The sequence below is a fragment of the uncultured Ruminococcus sp. genome (assembly GCF_947301925.1).
GTDB lineage: Bacteria > Bacillota > Clostridia > Oscillospirales > Ruminococcaceae > Ruminococcus.
Genome location: NZ_CAMYUE010000004.1, coordinates 193477 through 211637 on the forward strand (window position 1 = coordinate 193477; position 18161 = coordinate 211637).

General features: G+C 50.3%; 16 protein-coding genes. 14 read left to right on the forward strand and 2 right to left on the reverse strand.

Annotation, left to right across the window (positions count from 1 at the left end; genetic code table 11):
• Positions 1-114 precede the first annotated feature (114 nt).
• The 13 genes from Q0Y65_RS07740 to Q0Y65_RS07800 all read left to right on the forward strand — a co-directional run bounded on the left by Q0Y65_RS07740 (position 115) and on the right by Q0Y65_RS07800 (position 15130).
• Positions 115-312 (forward strand): DUF6440 family protein, encoded by a 198-nt coding sequence (locus Q0Y65_RS07740; RefSeq protein WP_297958633.1) that lies wholly within the window; start codon positions 115-117, stop codon positions 310-312.
• Positions 313-322: 10 nt separating this feature from the next.
• A complete protein-coding gene (locus Q0Y65_RS07745) occupies positions 323-1123 on the forward strand; it encodes a hypothetical protein (RefSeq protein ID WP_297958634.1) in 801 nt (266 codons plus the stop codon).
• Between the two features lie 14 nt (positions 1124-1137).
• The gene (locus Q0Y65_RS07750) at positions 1138-1989 is read left to right on the forward strand and encodes an energy-coupling factor transporter ATPase (protein ID WP_297958636.1); all 852 of its coding nucleotides are present in this window, start codon (positions 1138-1140) and stop codon (positions 1987-1989) included.
• Positions 1990-2010: 21 nt separating this feature from the next.
• Positions 2011-3030: a hypothetical protein gene (locus Q0Y65_RS07755; RefSeq protein WP_297958638.1), complete on the forward strand. Its 1020-nt coding sequence runs from the start codon at positions 2011-2013 to the stop codon at positions 3028-3030.
• Between the two features lie 48 nt (positions 3031-3078).
• Complete coding sequence (locus tag Q0Y65_RS07760) at positions 3079-3942, forward strand: energy-coupling factor transporter ATPase (protein ID WP_297958640.1); 864 nt, start codon at positions 3079-3081, stop codon at positions 3940-3942.
• A 1-nt stretch (position 3943) separates the two neighbouring features.
• Entirely contained in the window at positions 3944-4747 is an 804-nt protein-coding gene (locus Q0Y65_RS07765) for an energy-coupling factor transporter transmembrane protein EcfT (RefSeq protein WP_297958642.1), read from the forward strand.
• A gap of 23 nt (positions 4748-4770) precedes the next feature.
• Positions 4771-7665 (forward strand): YfhO family protein, encoded by a 2895-nt coding sequence (locus tag Q0Y65_RS07770; protein WP_297958644.1) that lies wholly within the window; start codon positions 4771-4773, stop codon positions 7663-7665.
• Positions 7625-8386 (forward strand): tRNA pseudouridine(38-40) synthase TruA, encoded by a 762-nt coding sequence (gene truA / locus Q0Y65_RS07775; protein WP_297958646.1) that lies wholly within the window; start codon positions 7625-7627, stop codon positions 8384-8386. The genes Q0Y65_RS07770 and truA overlap by 41 nt, the downstream gene beginning before the upstream one ends.
• A 58-nt stretch (positions 8387-8444) precedes the next feature.
• The gene (locus Q0Y65_RS07780) at positions 8445-9608 is read left to right on the forward strand and encodes a DUF5711 family protein (protein WP_297958703.1); all 1164 of its coding nucleotides are present in this window, start codon (positions 8445-8447) and stop codon (positions 9606-9608) included.
• Positions 9609-9673: 65 nt separating this feature from the next.
• Positions 9674-10570, forward strand: coding sequence for a hypothetical protein (locus Q0Y65_RS07785; RefSeq protein WP_297958648.1), 897 nt, complete (start codon positions 9674-9676; stop codon positions 10568-10570).
• A gap of 72 nt (positions 10571-10642) precedes the next feature.
• The gene (locus tag Q0Y65_RS07790) at positions 10643-12991 is read left to right on the forward strand and encodes an ATP-dependent Clp protease ATP-binding subunit (protein ID WP_297958650.1); all 2349 of its coding nucleotides are present in this window, start codon (positions 10643-10645) and stop codon (positions 12989-12991) included.
• Entirely contained in the window at positions 12981-13688 is a 708-nt protein-coding gene (locus tag Q0Y65_RS07795) for a hypothetical protein (RefSeq protein WP_297958652.1), read from the forward strand. Before Q0Y65_RS07790 ends, Q0Y65_RS07795 begins: the two co-directional genes overlap by 11 nt.
• A gap of 314 nt (positions 13689-14002) precedes the next feature.
• Entirely contained in the window at positions 14003-15130 is a 1128-nt protein-coding gene (locus tag Q0Y65_RS07800) for a DUF4317 domain-containing protein (protein WP_297958654.1), read from the forward strand.
• Positions 15131-15188: 58 nt separating this feature from the next.
• Here Q0Y65_RS07800 and Q0Y65_RS07805 read toward each other — a convergent pair whose 3' ends face one another.
• Positions 15189-15602: a bis(5'-nucleosyl)-tetraphosphatase gene (locus tag Q0Y65_RS07805; protein WP_297958656.1), complete on the reverse strand. Its 414-nt coding sequence runs from the start codon at positions 15600-15602 to the stop codon at positions 15189-15191.
• A gap of 216 nt (positions 15603-15818) precedes the next feature.
• The gene (locus tag Q0Y65_RS07810) at positions 15819-16385 is read right to left on the reverse strand and encodes a hypothetical protein (RefSeq protein ID WP_297958658.1); all 567 of its coding nucleotides are present in this window, start codon (positions 16383-16385) and stop codon (positions 15819-15821) included.
• Positions 16386-16522: 137 nt separating this feature from the next.
• On the opposite strand from Q0Y65_RS07810, the gene Q0Y65_RS07815 reads away from it, so the two are divergent.
• Complete coding sequence (locus Q0Y65_RS07815; protein WP_297958660.1) at positions 16523-18064, forward strand: SPOCS domain-containing protein; 1542 nt, start codon at positions 16523-16525, stop codon at positions 18062-18064.
• Positions 18065-18161: the final 97 nt, after the last annotated feature.

An 18161-nucleotide genomic window follows, 5' to 3' on the forward strand; every position in this document is an offset into this window, starting at 1 on the left:
CAGCGTGAGGTAAACTCACTATACAAACAGCCATAAGCCGGGCTGCTGCACGGCTTGCATATAAATGCACAACTATATCAACTAATCATCAAAGCAATCAAAGGAGAAATCATCATGGCAAAAAACGAAAGATTTATCAAGATTTATTCACAGGGCAAGCTGGTAGAATCCGAAATATGGGTTGACGAAAAAACGGGAGTAAACTACCTGTACCGCAAGGACGGTTACGCGGGAGGTCTATGCGTACTTGTTGACAAGGACGGAAAGCCCGTCGTTTCTACTCCCGAGGAGATCGAGAATTACAAGAAATAAAGGATAAAAAATGAAAAAAGCATTTATTGCAGTTATCACAGCAGCCGCTGCAATGGCATCTGCCGCTGTATCCTGCGGCAAAAAAGAAAACAGTACGTCTGCTCCCGAAAGCACTCCGACTACGGAAACGGTCAGCGAAGCCGATACCACCGAGTGGGAAATGGATGAATGGGACGCGGAACACAGAGAAGACATGAAGCTCAAAGCAGAGGAAGGCATTGATATAACGTCACAGCCCTTTCCCGAATGCGGGGAAATCCCCGACGACTGGCAGGAAATATCATACGAGGACGTAAGTATGCGCATACCGCCCGATCTTACGGAATCGGATTTCGGATTATCCTACGTCAAGGCGTATTACACGGAGGAGGACGGCTTCAGAACGGCATATATCGTTGATAAAATGGAAGCTCGCAGCGGTTTTTTCAATGATTTCAGCTTCCCGGAGCTGACCGAGGAGGTCGTCAAGGACTCCTTTGCCGATCTTGGCATAGATTACGACGGCAGCCGCCTTTCTATGTTTAAGTCGGCACTGTCGCTGACGAGCGCTCTGCGCACCGATGATAACGAAATCAGCTTTGAGAATGCCGGGCTTGCAAAGGAAATCCTGCTTTCCGACAATTCCGAGGTGTATTACAGGCAGATAAACGGACATGATGTCTATTTTCTGAAGGACGGCAAAGGTCGGGACGGATACCGGTGCTTTGATATAGAGCTATTCGTTGATGACAACAGCTATTATTCGGCAGAGGTCATCGGAGGAACGCTCGAAGAAGCGCTTATGATGTGCTCGACAATAGATATTAAGTGAAAACAGGGATAAATATGGAAAATATAATCGAAATAAGGGGTCTGCACTTCTCATATGAGTCCGACGACGAGGAAAAGAAGCCCGTTGAGGTGCTCAAGGGAATAGACCTTGATATAAAAAAAGGGGAGTTCGTGGCAGTGCTTGGGCACAACGGCTGCGGAAAATCCACCCTTGCAAAGCATATAAACGCCATACTGCTCCCCACCGAGGGAACGGTGACGGTGGACGGCATAGACACAAAGGACGAGGAAAAACTGTTCGACCTGCGTCAGCGGGCGGGAATGGTGTTCCAGAACCCCGACAACCAGATAGTTTCCTCCATAGTGGAGGAGGACGTGGCCTTTGCTCTGGAAAACCTGGGCGTTCCCTATGAGGAGATGCGCAGGCGTGTGGACGAGAGCCTGAAAGCCGTGGGAATGTACGAGTACAGGCTGCATTCGCCCAGTCAGCTCTCGGGCGGACAGAAGCAGCGAGTGGCCATAGCAGGCATAATCGCCATGGAGCCCAAGTGCATAATCCTTGACGAGCCCACTGCAATGCTTGACCCACAGGGACGCAAGGAAGTCCTTGCGACGATACACCGCATGAACCGCGAGCAGGGCATAACCATAGTCCTCATCACCCATTATATGGACGAGGCTGCGGACTGCGACCGCGTGGTGGTCATGGACAAGGGCATGGTAGTCCTTGACGACGTTCCCGCGAAGGTTTTCTCACAGGTGGAAAAGCTGAAGGCCATAGGCCTTGACGTACCACAGGTGACGGAGCTGGCGTGGGAGCTGAGAAAGGCGGGCTGCGACATTTCCCCTGAGATAATCTCGGAGGGAGAGTGTGTGGCAGCGATTCAGAAGCTTTTTGCAGACTGATTTAAAAAGGTGGGGAGTTAAGTGAATAATCTGAAATGTCCCAATTGTGGTGGAAAACTTGATAAGTCTCCAAGAGGCGAGTATATATATACCTGTCAATTTTGCGGCATAGATGTTGATATTCAGCAACATTTATCTGTTGATTTAGATAGCAAAAAACGTTTTTGTAAAGCGGCACATACACACATTCAGAACGGTAATTTCAAAAATGCCGAAATAATGTTAGAGCGTCTTGAATTAGAGTATCCTTTTGATAAAGAGGTTCAAGATTTAAGAAAAATGTATGATGCTGCTTATAATGAAGAACAGGACAGGCTGAAAAGAGAACGAGAGCAAAGAGAATACAATAGAAGAAGAGAAGAAATAATCGAGCAAATTAAAGAGTGCGAAAATGATAAGGATTTTTGGACCCCAGAAAGCGGTTGTATAGATGAAAGGAAGCTTGAAAAGCACATTCATCTTTTAGAACAAGCAGAGCATTATAAAATAGAGTGTAGAAAATTCTGTGAGAATATGTGGAAAGTGTTGGAAGATACTAAGAAAGGTATAATTAAACTTAAAATAAATGAAACATCAGAAGGCAAACATCGATTTTATAATATGTTTATTATGGCACATCTAATTAATAATAATGAAATAGAACTTGAAAAAAGAAAAAATAACTTGAAAGAATCTCCTGTTAAATGGCGAAAAGCCATGAATAATAGAATAAAATGTGGGTTTGTTTTTATTGTTTTTTTCATTTTATTGCTTTTTTTTAGCAAGTCAGTTAAAGATGATCTTGCGTTATATTTAGGCGAATTTTTTGGATTGATTGGAGGCTGGATAATTATTTATACGCTTTTTGCTATCCTTGTATACCAATTACCAAATAGCTTTTTTAAAAAGATTATTGCAGGTGTAAAGGAACAAGAAGAAACTGAAAGGAAAATGAATGATGATATAAGTGAAATTAGAAAGATTTTAGATGAAATTTGTCGAAAGTATGATTATATTGAAAAAGAATATAAAGAAATAACTCTTAACAAATCACATGGATAAATATAAAAGAATGCCAGTGTATTTGCAAGAAAGAAAAGGAGAATAGAATTGGCTATCCTTGAAACACAGGAGCTCACATACACCTACAGCATGGGTACGCCCTTTGAAAAGACAGCTGTTGACCATGTGAGCCTTAAAATAGAAGAGGGCGAGATGGTAGGAGTCATGGGTCATACGGGCTCGGGCAAATCCACCCTCATACAGCACTTCAACGGGCTTCTGAAGCCCACATCGGGAAAGGTGCTTCTTGACGGAAAGGATATATGGGCAGACAAGAACAGGATAAGGGACGTCCGCTTCAAGGTGGGACTTGTTTTCCAGTACCCCGAGTACCAGATATTCGAGGAGACGGTCTACAAGGACATTGCCTTCGGCCCTAAGAATATGGGGCTCGACGAGGCGGAGATAAAGCGCCGCGTCCATGAGACAGCCCGTGATATAGGCCTTTCGGAGGAGCTGCTGGAGCGCTCTCCCTTTGAGCTCTCGGGCGGCCAGAAGCGCCGCGTGGCTATAGCGGGAGTTATGGCCATGGAGCCCAGGGTGCTCATTCTTGACGAGCCCACAGCAGGCCTTGATCCTGCGGGCAGGGACAAGATACTGGAGCACATAAAGCGCTATCATGAGCGCACAAAGAACACAATACTCATAGTATCCCACAGCATGGAGGATATCGCCTCATTTGCGGACAAGATACTTGTAATGAGCAAGGCTAAGCTCTTCTGCTACGACGAGACCGTAAAGGTATTCGCAAGGGCTGAGGAGATAAGCCGCATAGGACTTGACGTCCCCCAGATAACAAGAGTTTTCGGAGAGCTGAAGCACAGAGGCCTGGACTTCGGCAAGGAGGTATTCACAGTGGGCTACGCCCGCGACCTTCTGCTCAGGAAACTCGGTGAAAGGGAGGGACGCTGAGTTGCTGAGAGATATAACCATAGGACAGTACTTCCCGGGAAACAGCATAATACACAGGCTGGATCCCCGCTTCAAGATAGTGATAACCATACTCTATATAGTCATGCTCTTTACGGGCAGCAGCTATATATGCCTTGCAGTGGGAGCTGTCTATACCTTCGGAGCAATACTCCTTTCGCGGATACCCCTGAAGATGTTCTTCAAGAGCGTAAAGCCCCTGTTCATATTCCTTATGATAACGGCGCTGATAAATCTGCTCTTCATGAGCCGCGGAAACGTGCTCTTTCACTGGAAATTCATCAAGATAACCGACGAGGGCGTGAATACCAGCGTATTCATGGTCATAAGGATAGTCCTCCTCATAATGGGAAGCTCCCTGCTGACCTACACCACCTCGCCCATAACCCTTACAGACGCTATCGAGCGGCTGCTCTCGCCGCTGAGGAAGATAAAGTTCCCCGTACATGAGCTGGCGATGATGATGTCCATAGCGCTCAGATTCATTCCCACACTCATCGAGGAGACGGACAAGATAATGTCCGCACAGAAGGCCCGTGGAGCCGAAATAGATACAGGAAGCTTCACAACGAGAGCAAAGAACCTCATATCCATACTGGTGCCCCTGTTCATATCCGCCTTCAGACGCGCGGACGAGCTGGCAACTGCTATGGAGTGCCGCTGCTATCACGGCGGAGAGGGAAGAACAAGGCTCAGACAGCTGAAATCGGCTCCCCGCGACTATATCGCGCTGGGTATAACGATACTGTTCCTTGCGGCAGTAATAGTCCTGAGCAGACTGTTCTGAAATGAACTATTGAGAGGATCACAATGAAGAAAGAGGAAAAGAGAGCTGCCAGGCGCACAAGGCTTGAGCGGTTCAGAAAAGGAAAATTCTACGGGATACTGTACGAAAAGGGAGTCCTGTACTTTCTGCTTTCGTTCCTTATCCCATTCTCCATAATGCTGTATGCCTTCGGGATATACGGCGTTCACCCATTCGGTGACAGACAGATACTGGTAGTCGACCTCTGGCATCAGTACTATCCCTTTTTCAGGGTAGTGCATGAAAAGCTGGTCAGCGGCGGCTCCTTCCTGTATTCGTGGGAGAACGGCATGGGCACCAACTTCCTGTCGCTGATATCCTACTATGCGGCAAGTCCGCTGAACTGGCTGTCGCTGTTTTTCGGAGAGGGAGGCGAGCGCGACGCGCTTACCTTCATACTTGCGGCGAAGATAGGCTTCGCAGGAGCGTTCTTCAGCACATTCCTGCGGTACACCTACAAGCGCAAGGACTTCACCATATGTATGTTCTCGGTGATGTACGCCCTTAGCAGCTATACTCTGGGCTATTACTGGAACGTCATGTGGTTCGACACCATAGCGCTGTTCCCTCTGGTAATGATGGGCATTGTAATGATATGCCGCGAGGGAAAATGGAAGGTATTCACCATAGGACTGGCGCTTTCACTGATTGCCAATTACTATGTGGGCTATTTCACCTGCATATTCTCGGTGTTCATGTTCGCCTCGGCAAGCATTATCGAGTGCAGGGGCATCAAGGACTGGTTCAGGAAGCTGTTCATAATGATACGCTCGTCTGCGCTGGGACTTGGTCTGGGAGCCTTCATGCTCCTGCCCGCCTACTATGGACTGAAGCTGACCTACAGTGCCAACAATACCATGCCCCGTGAGATGACCTTCTACGAGGACTGGAAGAAGATATTCGCAAATATGCTCTCATACGGAGAGCCCACAAAGGTGGACGGACTTCCCAACTTCGCCTGCGGTATGCTGGCGCTGCTGCTGTTCGGAGTGTTCGTGTTCTCCTTCGGCATAAAGATAAGAGAGAAGATATCATCGCTGCTGATGCTGGGTATAATAGCCGTCAGCTGCAATATGAACATACTCAACTTCATCTGGCACGGCTTCCACTTCACCAACCAGATACCCTACCGCTTCGCCTTTATATTCAGCTTCGTGCTGGCGGCGTCGGCCTTCAGGGCGCTGGACGTGATATTGTCAAGGGGCATAAAGATATATCAGCTAATATTCATGCCGGTGGTGCCGGTCACGGTGTTCGTCCTCAACCGCATGGTGGAAGGCGACGCCTTTAAGCCCTCGCAGGCCTTCAAGAGCTCCATAGTCATCACGGTGGCTTTCTGGCTTATATTCGTGGCCGCAAAGCTGTTCCCCTTCAAGACCAACAAGCGCAGGAACGTGCTCCTCACCCTTGCCCTTTCGGCGGCGGTGTTCAGCGAGTTCGTCAGCAATGCGCAGATGGGCGTGAGGACGGTGGATACCACCGGCTATTACGACTATCCCGCCAGCTATGACGAGGTGAAGGAGCTTCTTGACAGGACGGCACAGACGGAAAAATCACTGTTCTACCGTACAGAGATGACCCAGACCTATACACTCAACGACAGTGCCCTCTACGGCTACTACGGAGTATCGCAGTTCTCGTCGGCGGCAAACGTCTCGGTCACCACCTGGTTCAAGCGTCTGGGACTATACGCCTCGGAGGCGGGAAACAGATACTACTACAGGATATCTACTCCCGTTGTGAACTCACTTCTGGGAATAAAATACATCGTGAAGAAGGGCGGCGAGCTCAATTCCGAGTCGTGGGCGCTGGTGGAGGACGACTCCGCAGGCAATACCCACATCTATGAGAACCGCTATCCGCTGTCACTGGGCTTCATGGTAAATGAAAAGGTGCTCATGATGGAGGATAACGGCGGCGCCAATCCCTTTGAGTACCAGAACGACCTTATACGCAGGATATCAGGCGTTGAGGACAAGCTTTTCGTTCCTCAGCCCGTGGCTCTTGCAGCCTATGACGGTCTTGACATCACCAAGAACGGCTACGGCAATTACACATTCCAGAACGATTCGGGAGAGCCCACCGGAAGCGCCACATATAATTTCGACTGTATCGACGGCAGCTACCTCTACGGCTATGCAAACGGCATGGGAGGCACCTGCGACACACTTGAGATAAAGTGCGGCGACGAGCTGGTGGATTCGGGCAAGCTTATCGAGAGCTACCCCATAGTTTTCACTATGGGCAACGGTCAGGGCGGAGATATGTCCACCGTGAAGATAACGTCCAATCCCGACCACAAGACAGGCAATTTCAAGCTTATGATATATGCCCTGAACAAGGAGGTATTCGAGAAGGCCTACTGCGCTCTTGCAGATGAGCAGCTCCATATCACCGAATTCTCTGACAGGAAGATAAGGGGCGAGCTGACTGCAAAGGAGGACGGGATACTGTTCCTGTCCATACCCTACGAAAAGGGCTGGAAGGTCTACATAGACGGCGAAAGAGCCGGGACCTTCAAGCTGGTGCAGTCAATGACAGGCGTAAACGTACCTGCGGGAGAGCATGATATCCGCATAGAATATACTCCCGAGGGCTTCCCCTTGGGACTGACCATATCCATAGTCAGTCTGGGACTTGTGATCTTCGTTATATTCCTTGACAAGAGGCGGCTGAAGCGCCGCAGGCAGACAGCTCCCGCTGAGGAGCCGAAGGAGGAAGACGCAGAGGAGTCACACTTCAACTACAGAGCCGAGGTCTACGATCAGGTCTGCGAATCCCTCATAGGTGAGGACGTGGGCAGAGTGGAGGACACGGAGGTAATACTCTACGACGGCAGCGAAGGGAAGGAGGTCGGTGATGCGCAATCTGAAAGTAACGATAGCGTACAGGGGAACTAAGTACCACGGCTTCCAGCGGCAGAGCAACGCAGTTACGGTGCAGGAGGTGGTGGAAAAGGCCTTCTCAAAGGTGCTGAACCAGCCCGTTGCCGTTATCGGCTGCTCCAGGACGGATACGGGAGTCCATGCAAATATGTTCTGCCTCAACGTAAAGACCGACAGCAGCATAGGCTGTCTGGGCTTTTGCAGAGGCGTAAACGGCGAACTCCCCGACGATATATCCGTGCTGAGCTGCGAGGACGTTCCCGAGGACTTCCACGCCCGGTTCGACTGCAAGGGCAAGGAGTACATCTACAAGATGCACTGCAGTGAATCAAAGAACCCGTTCGCTCCCGATCTGATGCTACACTACAGGAGAAAATTCGATATCGAGGCGGCGCGGAGGGCTGCAAGGTACTTTGAGGGGACTCATGACTTCTCCTCATTTTGTGCCGATTGTACAAATGTTTCCACGACTGTAAGGACTATTTATTCCTTCAAAATAGAAAATAGTGGAGATTCTGTGATAATGCTTGTAAAAGGCAACGGTTTTTTGTATAATATGATTAGGATAATGGCGGGCACTCTCATCGACGTCAGCGAAAAGAGGATAGCTGTAGATGATATCCCCCGTATCCTTGAAGCCAAAGACCGCCTGAAAGCAGGCAGAACTGCCATGGCTCACGGGCTGTACCTGAACCGCGTGTTCTACAGCGAGGAGGAGCTTCTGGAAGATACATAACGGTGAGGCGTATATCTCATCGTAAGAACAGAGATAAGGAGGTGTCAGTGTGCCGAAAATGTATGACGCCGATGATATAGTCGATCTTAAAAATCGCAAAAGGCGGCGGAAAAGACTTATGCGGTTTCTGACTATCCTGTTTATAGCGGGCATTGGAACGGGGCTTTATTTCACCCGTGACAAGTGGTATAATAAGTTAAGGGGTATAGGAGAGCAGTACAGGACTATCGAGAACTCAGGAAAGCTGGCTTCGGGAAATTTCCCTATAGAGGTCAGCGGAGGAGCCGATTATCAGTTCGATCTTACGGACAGCAAGATGATCGTGCTCAGCGATACCTATACATACTTCTACGATACTGACGGAGCGCTTCTGAGACGCCGTCAGCATACATTCACCAATACGGTGCTCCGTGCGGCAGGGGGAAAGGCCCTGCTCTATGAAAGCGGAGGAAACGAGCTTTGTGTGGAGGATGAGGATCAGATCATCTACTCAAAGACTTTTGCCGACAAGCTGATACTCTTTGCAAGGATCAGCGAGGAAGGCTTTACGGCTGTAGTAACTACTACCGATAACTATAGCTGTGAGATCACCGTGTATGACAAAAGGGGAAAGTTCATATACGGGCGGGAATGTATCGAAAAGGTCAGCGACCTCAGCTTCATCAACAGGAGCAAGGGTTGCGTGCTGAGTTATATCTCGGCAGAAAACGGTCAGCTCGTCACTAATGTTCAGGAGATCGATTTCAGCAAGGACGGTGAGCACTGGACATCCCCGGGACTCAATACCCTCGGACTTGATGTTTTTGGCTACGGAAAGGGCGCTTTTGTCCTTGGAACAGACGCCTGCGGTTATGTTGACGCAAACGGTCAGATAAGCTCATACTACTCCTACGACGGCAAGCTCGTTGCGGGAGCAAGCGAGGGCGGCAATTCGGCTGTTATTGTCAACGACGACGACAGAAGAAAATATGTTATGGCAATATTCAAGGGCGGCAATACCGAGGCCCGTATCATCGAGCTGGACGAGCCCTCCATCGACGTTGCCATATATGAGGACCTTGCCTATGTTATGTGTCAGGGAAGAGTCATGGCATATGACTTTAACGGCGGACTGCGCTCAATTGCTGATGTAAGCGATTCCTATTCGGGATTTTTGCGCAGCGAGGATCATATTTTCCTGAAGGGCTATAATAAAATAGACCGTATAGACTATGAAAGCTGACTTTTGATATGTTCTACACCATTAATCGAAGGGAGGCAGCGTCACCTTGCAAATGACGCGTTTTTATGGGAGTACAATTCTGGTGGTTTTATGATGTCATAGCAGCAGCTGTAGTTCTGATCAGTATTTTTGTCACAGTGAAGAAGGGCTTCTTCAAGGCAGCCCTGTCCGCACTTGGCTATGTTATAGCAATTATCATAGCACTTTCACTCAGTTCATCAATAGGAGGCTCTATCTATAAGAATTCTATAAGAGAGAGCGTTACAAAAAAAGTGGATCAGTCTCTGACAGACAGAGGCTATATCGACGAGCTTGGCAAGTATCTCGAGTCACTCGGCTACAATGTCAGCGTAGACCGTGACACGCTGTACGATATCTGTATAAGCGGAGAGGACGTCGATCAGAAGATATACAAGTATCTCAACAACATCAACAACAGAAAGGTCGATGAGGAAGCCATTTTCATGAACAAGCTCCATGAGGGCTATGCAAGCGTTACAAGCGGCTTCGTATCAAAGCATCTCAGCGAGTATTCCGCTGAATTTACGGCCGAGGAGATAAGAAACGATCCCGGTAAGATCTATGAGCTTCTCAAGCTTTTCGACGAGCCGGAGAGTTTGCGCAAGCCTGCGGAGTTCATTACGGACAATTACCTCAAGACCCCGTATACAACACTGGTAAAGCTCATAACACTTATAATACTGCTTGTATTATTCCTTGTGATAACTATTCTTATCGTCGCCTCCACAGGCAAGGACGATAAGGTCGCTCCGACCCTCGTGACCCACTTCTTCAGCGGACTCATCGGTATCTTCAAGGGCGCTGTCATAGTGTTCCTTATAGCCGCCATAGTACGTCTGTATGTGGTGATGGGCAGCAACAAGATGCTGTTCTTCAATCATGAGGCCATAGACAATACCTATATCTTCAAGTACGTTTACAACTTCGTCAAGGATATGTAAACGGCCTTGAGCAATGCGCTCCCGGTATCCCCGGGGGCGGCGCATATAACTTACTACAGGAGGAACTGCCTGATGATAATGTGCAGTAAATGCAAAAAAAGACCTGCGGTGGTGTTCATCACCTCTGTTCAGGGCAATGAGAAGAAAAACGAGGGACTGTGTCTTTCATGTGCAAGGGCGCAGAATATCCCGCAGATAAAGGAATACATGGATAAGCTGGGCATCACCGACGAGGAGCTGGATCAGCTCTCCGAGCAGATGATGGGTATGCTTGACGGCGACAGCTTTGAAATGGGCGGCTCAGGCGTACTTCCCGACTTTATCACCAATATGTTCGGCGGAAACGACGAAGGCGGCAGCAGCGAGGAAAAGCCCTCTGACGGCGGCTTTGATCCCAGGAGCTTTTTCGGAGGCCTCGGCGGCGAAAAGTCCGACGACGGCAAGGATAAGAAGGGATTCTTCTCACGCAATAAGGAGAAGAAAAAGAAGGAGCCCAAATTCCTCGGAAGCTACTGCACCAACCTTTCACAGAAGGCTGCGGACGGAAAGCTGGACAATATCATCGGCAGAGACAACGAGATAGCAAGAGTTATTCAGATACTTTCACGCCGCACCAAGAACAACCCATGCCTCATAGGCGAGCCCGGCGTCGGCAAGACGGCTATCGCTGAGGGCATAGCCCTGCGCATTAACGAGGGCAACGTTCCCTTCAACCTTGTGGATAAGAAGGTATACCTTCTTGACCTTACCGCTCTCGTTGCGGGAACTCAGTTCCGCGGACAGTTCGAGAGCCGTGTGAAGGGCCTTGTGGACGAGGTAAAGCGTGAGGGTAATATAATCCTCTTCATCGACGAGGTACACAATCTTGTGGGCGCCGGAGACTCCGAGGGCTCAATGAACGCCGCAAATATCCTGAAGCCTGCCCTTTCAAGAGGCGAGGTTCAGGTCATAGGCGCCACCACCTTCGGCGAATACCGCAAGTATATCGAGAAGGATTCGGCTCTGGAGCGCCGTTTCCAGCCCGTTACGGTAAATGAGCCCACCATTGAGGACACAGTGAACGTCCTCGTGGGCATAAAGAAGTATTACGAGGAGTTCCACAAGGTGCATATCTCCGATTACCTTGTAAGGATATGTGCCGTGCTCTCCGAGAGATATATCACCGACCGCTTCCTGCCCGATAAGGCCATCGACCTTATGGACGAGAGCTGCGCTTATGCCTGCATACGCTCTCCCGAGATAGGCGAGTACGAAAAGCTCAAGAAGGAGATAAAGGTGCTGGAGGATATGGAGAAGTCCATATCCGAGGAGGACGAGATAGATTATCAGGCTCTTGCCGAGGTCAAGGGCAAGCTCATACACCTCCGCGACGACGCAGTGGAACTGAAGAAAAAGGCCGAGGGCGTAAACGTTGAGGAGTCCGATATCACCAAGGTCATCGAGCGCTGGACGGGTATACCCGCCGCAAAGATAGCCGAGAACGAGTTCCTCAAGATATCAAGGCTTGAGAGCGCCCTGAAAAAGAGAGTCATCGGTCAGGACGAGGCTGTGGGAGTGCTCACAAGAGCCATAAAGCGTACAAGAGTACAGCTCAGCAAGCGCCGCAGACCTGCTTCCTTCATATTCGTGGGGCCTACGGGCGTGGGAAAGACGGAGCTGGTAAAATCCCTTGCGGAGGAGCTCTTTGATTCTCCCGATCCCCTTATAAGACTGGATATGACGGAGTATATGGAGAAGCACTCCGTTGCGAGAATGATCGGTTCGCCTCCCGGCTATGTGGGTTACGACGAGGCAGGACAGCTCACGGAAAAGGTGCGCAGAAAGCCCTATTCCGTTATCCTCTTCGACGAGATAGAAAAGGCTCACCCCGACGTTATGAACCTCCTCATGCAGATACTGGACGAGGGCAAGGTCGACGACGCTCACGGAAGAACAGTAAACTTTGCCAATACCATCATCTGTATGACCTCAAATGCAGGCTCTACGGACAAGAGCATAGGTGTGGGCTTCAACCGCACCGAGAACGAGATATCAAGGGATAAGGCGCTGAAGGGTCTGAGGGAGTTCCTCCGTCCCGAGTTCATCAGCCGAATCGACGAGATAGTGGTGTTCAGGGATCTCACAAAGGAGAACTTCGCGGACATCGCCGCCCTCATGATAGACGAGATGAAGGAGCCTCTTGCAGAGAAGGATATCACCATTGACTATACCCGTCAGGCTCTGGAGCTCATTGCGGAAAAGGCCTTCGGAAAGCCCTACGGCGCAAGAGATATCCGCAGAGTTATCCGCGACGAGGTGGAGGATAAGGTTGCCGAGATGATACTGGAGCGCGTTTCCGAGATAAACAGGATAAGTATAACCGCAGAGGACGGCAAGCTCAATGTCAGCGGCAGTAAGGAGGCTCCCTCAGATGAAGCGTAAGATAACGGCGGCACTTATTGCACTGGCTGCGGCTGCGGTAGTAATGACAGGCTGCAGCAGCTCAGGCAAGAGCAGCAGCACGGCAAAGCCTGCGGAGACTACAGCTGCGGTTTCGGGAGAGACTCAGCCTTCCGCAGATAACGGCGGCGACGAGATGTCCGAGAGCATGGAGCTCATGAGGATAAAATACAAGGACGTTCCCGAACTCTCAGAGGGACCTGTGCTGAAGATAAGCGAGACCTTCGCAAAGCCCGGCGAAATGGCCGAGGTAACGGTGTCTCTCACGGGAGCACAGGATCAGTGGACAATGTGCGGTATCCATATGACATACCCAGATGTTCTGGAGTGCAAGATAGAGGATCCCACCGATCTCTCTGCGGCATATACTCCGGGAGGCGCCATAAAGGCAAATTCGGGCTTCATAGCTATGGACTGGCAGAAAAACCTTGATCCCGAGCTGGTGAGAGAGCATGAAAAATCGCTTTTCTTTACTACCATGTTCGTGGACAACAAGGGCAGCGACGGCGATATTGCCACCTTCTTCTTCAAGGTGCCCGATGACGCTCAGCAGGGCACAGTCTACAAGTTGGGCTTCTACTATAAGGAATCGGATATGTTCCGCAATGCGGACAACGATATGTCCTTTGAAAAATACGCCTTTGAACACCTTCAGGGCGGAAGCATCACTGTAAGATGATAATACGGAGCTGCGTCGTCTGAACGCCGCGCTTATACATCATATCATAGTTATTTATCGGGGAAAACCTTTCTGAGGAAAGGTTCTTCCCCGAACCGCTTTCCAAAGACTTTTAGCCGTTTTTTCACTGACAGAGCCCCCTTTTGGTGAAGACAAGTATGCAAAGGGGCTCCGTCAGAGAAAAACGAAATAACGGTCTTGAGAGAGATGAGGAATGACCTGCTTCAAATGGTTCACACGGTAATAATTATGAATTATGTATGAGCGTAACGGCCGCACGGCAGCTCCATTTTACGCAGGAAAGGGAAAACACAATGAATAAAAAAGAAACAGCAGAAATAAAAAAGAATTTTTCCGATAAAAGCGGTTTTTTCATAATGGAGAGAGTCCTTACCGCTTTCATAGACGCGGACAAGAACCTCCGCTGTCATAACGTCAGCTCATGTCTTACCATGCCCGTGGAGGAGCACGACGTCTACGACGAGACTCTGAAAAAGGTGCTCAATACCAACGTGGGCAAGTCCTTTGTGGAGTACGAGTTCCCCAATGAGGCCTATGACGAGGGTCAGCCCCAGAACATACTCTATACCCTGCTGACCTCGGAGCTGAAGGACGATATAGCCTGCGAGGACTTCCTCAACCATATCGCCAATAATATCGCCTATACAGGCCCGTTTGCGGTAATAACCTCATACTGTACATATACCGTCCGCAAAAAGGACAAGAACGACGAGTTCGCTGAGGGCGAGGACGAGATATACCGCTATCTTCTCACTGCTATCTGCCCCGTGAACACCAGCAAGGACGGCTTCGTTTTCGACAGTGTGGGCAATGAGATCACCAAGAAAATCAATACGGAGCTCATTATCAGCAAGGCGCCCTCCGACGGCTTCCTGTACCCTGTTTTCAGCAACAGGAGCTCCGACATCAATCATGTGATGTACTACACCAAGAATGTGAAGTCACCCAATGTATCAGTGGTGGAGAACGTGCTGGGATGCAGCTTTGTAATGTCCGCCGAAAGCGAGAAGAGCAGCTTCCAGAGCATACTCAAGAACGTGGTGGGCGAGGATCTTGACTATATGCTCATCAAGACCGTCAACGAGAAGATACAGGAGGTGGTCGAGGAAAGCAAGGACGAGACCGACAGAGTGGTCATCGACAACGCAAGGCTCAGGGATATCCTGGTAGATGTGGGACTTCCCGAGGAGAGAGTGAATATGGTAGAGCCCGTATACGAAAAGGTGTGCGGCACCGCTCCTCTTACGGCGGCTAACCTTGTGGAAACAAAGACCGTGCTGACTTCTCCAGGTATTACGGTAAATATCAAGCCATCTGCGGCGGATAAGGTCCGCACCAGCGTGGTGGACGGCAGACGCTGTCTCCTTATAGATATAGACGATCCCACTATCGAGATAAACGGACTGCCCGTTACCCTGTGACATTTGAATAAACAAAACAAAAAGCCACCGCTTATGCGGTGGCTTTCCATTTGCCGGTTCAGTGATTGTCCTTTATAGCGCTTTTTGCCTTTGCTACGATGGTCCTGTCATTCTCATAGGACAGGATATTGGAGGCGTAGGAGATATCTACCCAGCGTATCTCGGCGATCTCTCCCTCCTGCGGCGAAAAATCAACATTCTTCGCCTTCGCAAGGAAGTATACTACGACCTTTACCGTGTCCTTTTTCGGTGAATAGGTAACTGTTTCTCTGAATGTCGGATCAATAATAACGTCAATGGAGGTCTCCTCCATGATTTCACGACGAGCAGTCTCCACCTCGGTCTCGCCCTTCTCAACGTGACCCTTGGGGAAGGACCAGTGACCGCTGTTGATATGCTTTATCAGCAGTATTTCCGTATTGCCGTGGTATTTCCTGTAGACAATGGCGCCGCATGATTTCTCGTGAAGCATAGACTATCCTTTCTTGCCCGATAAACAGGCAGAATATAAGCATGACACCCTGCTTCTGCGGCTTTCGGGTGCTGCTTATTTATGTTGTTCACAAATATTATAGCATATTTTGTTAAATTTGTCTATACCTGACTTTGTAAAAAAGAAAAGAATTTTGCCAACACAGGCAAAGGCCTGTGAAAAAGCAGTCCGCGAGGACTGCCTTTCTGTATCCTTTCAGTCGCCGTAGGGGTATCTTTTCTGCATCTCGCCGAAAAGCGGTCCTGTCTTCTCGTGGTGGGCAAGCAGGTCATCCGCCTGTTCCTTTGTTATGCGGCAGGACCACATGGGGGCGCAGTCGTGGCAGCCTCTCGGCGTGTATTCTGCCGCCAGCTCATAGTACTCATGTGCCGGCCAGTGGCACCTGAAGATGATATACTGCGGAGTTTTCGCCAGAAGCTGCGGATCTCCGCCGTAATTCGGCAGCCTGTGCTCCTTTTCGATAACGGGCTGATCCGCATAGCGGCTCAGCTTCGGGTCGGCCTTGATACGTCCGCGGAGCCAGTCCACCACCTTGTCGGGATTATCCAGCAGATACTTTGCCTCGGCCTCGTCGCCTGTCCATATCTCGGGACAGCTTGTCTCGCGGACGCCTGCCTTTACGGGAAATTCGCACTGCACATAGTACCTTGTGTCCTCGGGATAGCTGTAATGTACAACACAGCAGAAGCCGCTGTCAAGGAGTATCTCTCCGCCGACGCTGATAATATAGCCTCTGTAGCCCGAATATTCCTTTTTGTTCATAGCTGCCGCTCCTTTCTCAGTCCTTGCTTTACCCGAATTATAGCACATATGGCTCTGCAAGTCAATACGGACAGGAATATACGGCCGCGGCGCTGAATATGATTACATAAAGCAAAACTTCAAGGAGGCCGAACTTTATGGAATTAAAACTTAGCAGAGAGACCGTTCCTGCTGCCGCGGTGATCTTCGACGGCGTTCAGGAGCAGTCCGTGGAGCTGGATTATATCCTGCCCGATTACTGTCCCGATATCTTCCGCCTGATACGCTGCGATGTGACGCCCGTCGTCACCGAACGCAGCTTCAGCGGCGGCAGGCTCACCTATGAGCTGAGGTGCGATATACATATCCTTTACTGCGGCGAGGAGGGCAGCCAGGTGCAGTCCGTGGATCAGCACCGTACCTTCACAAAGACGGTGGAGCTGGGCAGAGACGCAGATTCTCCCCGTGTGAGACTTGCGCCCAAGACCGAGAATGTCAGCTTCCGTGCCGTGAACAAGCGCCGTCTGGAGCTCAGAGGGACGGTGTCCGTGAAGATAGGCGTTGAGGGACAGCAGGAGCAGCAGGTCATATCCGACGCAGAGGGCATGAATATACAGCTTAAAAAGCGGTCCGTGAGCTTTGCAGCAAGGAGGCTCACCGAGGAAAAGACTGTCCGTATCGAGGAGGAAATGGAGCTTTCCGCAGCTCAGCCCGATATCTCGGGGATACTCAGCTGCCGCTGTACGGCCTCCGAGTGCGAGGTCAAGCTCATCTCCGGGAAGCTGCTTGCAAAGGGAGAGGCGGACGTGCATATCCTTTATATGGGCGGCGAAGATGTGGAGACCATGAGCTTCTCCCTGAGCTACAGCCAGATAATCGACGTTGAGGGACTGGACGAAAGCTTCGGCTGCACCGTGGCCGCAGAGGTCGTGGGTTTTGATGCGGCTGCTGCCGCGGATAAGGACGGCAGCAGCCGTGTTCTGCGGTGCGAGGCGGAGCTACGCCTGTGCTGCCGCGCTGTGAAGACCGCTTCGGCCATGATAGCGGAGGACGCGTTTTCAACGGTGTATCCCTGCGCTGTTGAAATGTCGGAGATAAAGGCAGAGCAGATACCAGAGATATATGACGAGAGCTTCCGCCACAGCGCAAGGCTTGCAGAGGGGGACAGTGTTCCTCAGACGGTGTATTCCATGTGGAGCACGCCCAAGAATATCAATACCCGTATCGGCGACGACGGCCGCTCCGTGGTCATCAGCGGTATGCTGGTGTACTCCATGGCAGCAAGGGACAGGTCGGGTATGATAGTCATGCCAGACCGCGAGGAGGCCTTTGAGGAGACAGTTGCTCTTCCCGACGATATCAGCGGCTCGGCTGTGTCGGCGGAGGTCAGCACACGGGAGACCTCCTATGAGATATCTCCCGAGGGCGTGCTTGCGGCGAAGTCGGATATCGCAGTGAAGCTTTCGGTGTACAGCTCCGATTCCATAAGGGCGGTGACTGACATCACCGTGGACGACTCCGCACGAAAGGAAAGGGACGGCGACTATGCCATAAAGCTCTATTTCGGCGCCGAGAATGAGGACGTCTGGGACATCGCAAAACGCTACAGCACCAGCGTGGACGCAGTCATGGAGGAGAACGACCTGGCAGGTGACAGACTGGAAAAGGGCGGTATGCTGCTTATCCCCATAGTATCCTGAAAATCAGAGCTAAGAACATAGAACCAAGGGCTGAGACATAAGGAATGAGAACTAAGGTGCATCAGTTTGCAAATCCTGGTTCTTGGGTCTCAGAACA

Excerpts from the sequence above, each read along its gene's own strand:
- Q0Y65_RS07740 (WP_297958633.1), top strand. The coding sequence starts at position 115 with ATGGCAAAAAACGAAAGATTTATCAAGATTTATTCACAGGGCAAGCTG.
- Q0Y65_RS07745 (WP_297958634.1), top strand. The coding sequence starts at position 323 with ATGAAAAAAGCATTTATTGCAGTTATCACAGCAGCCGCTGCAATGGCA.
- Q0Y65_RS07750 (WP_297958636.1), top strand. The coding sequence starts at position 1,138 with ATGGAAAATATAATCGAAATAAGGGGTCTGCACTTCTCATATGAGTCC.
- Q0Y65_RS07770 (WP_297958644.1), top strand. The coding sequence starts at position 4,771 with ATGAAGAAAGAGGAAAAGAGAGCTGCCAGGCGCACAAGGCTTGAGCGG.
- truA (WP_297958646.1), top strand. The coding sequence starts at position 7,625 with ATGCGCAATCTGAAAGTAACGATAGCGTACAGGGGAACTAAGTACCAC.
- Q0Y65_RS07780 (WP_297958703.1), top strand. The coding sequence starts at position 8,445 with ATGTATGACGCCGATGATATAGTCGATCTTAAAAATCGCAAAAGGCGG.
- Q0Y65_RS07785 (WP_297958648.1), top strand. The coding sequence starts at position 9,674 with ATGGGAGTACAATTCTGGTGGTTTTATGATGTCATAGCAGCAGCTGTA.
- Q0Y65_RS07790 (WP_297958650.1), top strand. The coding sequence starts at position 10,643 with ATGATAATGTGCAGTAAATGCAAAAAAAGACCTGCGGTGGTGTTCATC.
- Q0Y65_RS07795 (WP_297958652.1), top strand. The coding sequence starts at position 12,981 with ATGAAGCGTAAGATAACGGCGGCACTTATTGCACTGGCTGCGGCTGCG.
- Q0Y65_RS07800 (WP_297958654.1), top strand. The coding sequence starts at position 14,003 with ATGAATAAAAAAGAAACAGCAGAAATAAAAAAGAATTTTTCCGATAAA.
- Q0Y65_RS07805 (WP_297958656.1), bottom strand. The coding sequence starts at position 15,602 with ATGCTTCACGAGAAATCATGCGGCGCCATTGTCTACAGGAAATACCAC.
- Q0Y65_RS07810 (WP_297958658.1), bottom strand. The coding sequence starts at position 16,385 with ATGAACAAAAAGGAATATTCGGGCTACAGAGGCTATATTATCAGCGTC.
- Q0Y65_RS07815 (WP_297958660.1), top strand. The coding sequence starts at position 16,523 with ATGGAATTAAAACTTAGCAGAGAGACCGTTCCTGCTGCCGCGGTGATC.